This window comes from Spirabiliibacterium falconis, from assembly GCF_014885015.1.
GTDB classification, from domain to species: Bacteria; Pseudomonadota; Gammaproteobacteria; order Enterobacterales; family Pasteurellaceae; genus Spirabiliibacterium; species Spirabiliibacterium falconis.
In genome coordinates this window covers 1-2,440 of sequence record NZ_JABMIJ010000018.1, presented here as the reverse complement: position 1 = coordinate 2,440, position 2,440 = coordinate 1, and the positions used below count along the sequence as shown (strand labels likewise).

The 2,440-nt window shown below is 40.8% G+C and carries 2 protein-coding genes; both read left to right on the top strand.

Annotated features, from left to right (window positions below; genetic code table 11):
- Window positions 1–109: 109 nt before the first annotated feature.
- On the top strand, window positions 110–1,624 hold the full coding sequence (gene istA / locus HPC40_RS08720) for an IS21 family transposase (RefSeq protein ID WP_208119112.1): 1,515 nt from the start codon (window positions 110–112) through the stop codon (window positions 1,622–1,624).
- Window positions 1,625–1,643: 19 nt separating this feature from the next.
- Entirely contained in the window at window positions 1,644–2,369 is a 726-nt protein-coding gene (gene istB / locus HPC40_RS08715; protein WP_208119111.1) for an IS21-like element helper ATPase IstB, read from the top strand.
- Window positions 2,370–2,440 lie beyond the last annotated feature (71 nt).

The following is a 2,440-nucleotide window of genomic DNA, read 5'->3' as shown; positions in this document are numbered from 1 at the left end:
GTTAATGATCATGCAAAAATGAGCCAGGCAGACGCACTAAGATCATCGAAAAGTGATCCACTGCGTCTTTTGATAAACTCCTTGTTATTTAAACAGGGAATAACCTGGTATGCTTTGTATGGAAACTATCTTAAAAATTCGCCGCCTTTATCATAAAGATGGCCTCTCGCAGCGTAAAATTGCTGAAAAACTTCGACTTAGCCGTCGTACCGTTAAAAAATATCTCAACACTATTGAGATGCCACAGTACCAACGTCAACACACAGATGCGCCTAAGTTAGGTCCTTATAAAACGTTATTGATTGAGCGCCTTCAAGAAGAGATGACTAAACCACCTGCTCAACGATTAACGGCTGTTCGCCATTTTGAGTATCTACAAAGCCTCGGTTTTGATGGGAAATATCCCTGTGTCTCTCGTTTTATTAAGCATTATAAAGCAACGTATTCTCCAACAACCACAACAGTCTTTATTCCCCAAAAATTTCCGCTCGGAGAATCTTATCAATTTGATTGGAGTATCGAGAAAGTCATATTAAATGGAGTAGAAACAACCGTTAATGTTGCACATTTTCGATTATGCCACTCTCGCGCTTATTATGTTCGTGCTTATTTTAGGCAAACCTTAGAAATGCTAATAGATGCCCATAATCACGCCTTCGCCTATTTCGGTGGAGTTCCATCACGGGGGATTTATGATAATCCTAAGACCATTGTCAAACAGATAAAACGAGGTAAAGAGCGGACTTTTAATGACGGGTTTTTAGCGATGATGAACCATTTTCTTATCGAACCGGTCGCCTGTACACCTGCCTCTGGTTGGGAGAAGGGACAAGTCGAGCGACAAGTTCAAACCTTACGTAAACGTCTTTTTCGTCCTTTACTCGCTTTTTCTTCCCTGGCAGAACTCAATGAGTATTTAAGCGATTGGTGCGCAAACCAGATTAAAACCCAGCCTTGGATTGAAGATAAACAACAGACTATTGCTCAACGTTTGGAAAAGGAACGCGAAATACTCTCGCCTTTTAGACCTTACTTAGGTTATCGCACCACACGCTTACTCGTTAATACCTCTGCGCTCGTTCTGTTTGACTCTCATCGTTATAGTGTACCTTGCCATTTATGTGGAAAAGAAGTGGTTGCTCAAATTGGGGCTGAAGAGGTCGTTCTTGTTTACCAAAATCAAATTATTGCTCGGCATCCGCGTCAATTTATTAAGGGAGGAACCAGTTATAATCCGCTTCATTATCTCTCTGCTTTAAAACAAAAGCCTGGTGCATTACGTCATGGGGAACCTTTTCAAGGTTGGGCGTTGCCTCCAGCCATTAAAACCCTTCAACACCATTTACTTAAACAGCCACGAGGAGATAAAGCGATGGTGAAAGTATTAAGCTTGATTGCAGATTTTGGTGAAGAGGTCGGGGTTACGGCTGCAGAACTTGCTTTAGAGCAAGGGTTGCCGACAGTAGAAGCTGTTCTCAATATTATTTTAAGATTGACTGAACCGACTATCCCTAAAATTGAGAGCAAACATGTGGCACTTTCTTGCCCGCCTAAAGCGAATCTCAGTCAATTTGACCAGCTTCTGCACTACCGCAGAGCCACTTCTTTTCCCTCACTAAAATAAAGCTATTAAGGAGATGATGATGGAGAGACAAGACTATATTGACTTACTTCAACAACTTAAACTGCCTACCATGGCAACTGAATTTGATGACATCGTGATTGAGGGTGTTCGACGTAAACGCCCAACATTAGATATTCTTGCCCGATTATTGAATGTGGAGATAACTCAAAGAAAAATTAACCAAACATTAGGACGTATTAAGCGTGCCAAATTTCCCCAGCAGAGAACCTTTGCAGAATTTGATTTTACCCATAGTCCCTTAGATGAAGCGCATCTTCGTTTGCTATGGGAGGGAGATTATATCAAGACAAAGCACAATATTATTTTAGTCGGTGGACCTGGAACAGGTAAAACCCACTTAGCAACAGCCCTAGGACTGCAGGCGGCAGAGCAAGGCTATAAGGTCCGCTTTTGGAATGTGTTGGATTTAGTCAATCAACTTGAATTAGATAGTCAAACCAAGCAATTTAAGCTTGTTCCTCAAATGAACCGTCAGGATGTCATTATTCTAGATGAACTGGGATATTTACCTTTTAGCCAAAAGGGGGGAGCGTTGTTGTTTCATTTAATGAGTCAGCTTCATGAACATACCAGTGTAATAATCACGACGAATCTTGAGTTTTCGGAATGGGGAACATTGTTTACGGAGGCAAAGATGACGAATGCACTTTTAGACAGACTCATTCATCACTGTCATATATTAGAAACGGGGAATGAATCTTATCGGTTTAAACATCGTAATTAACTCATAATTAACAATAGAAGTGGATCACTTTTGATAGATCTTTGTGGTTCAGTTTTTGAAGATCATTGACA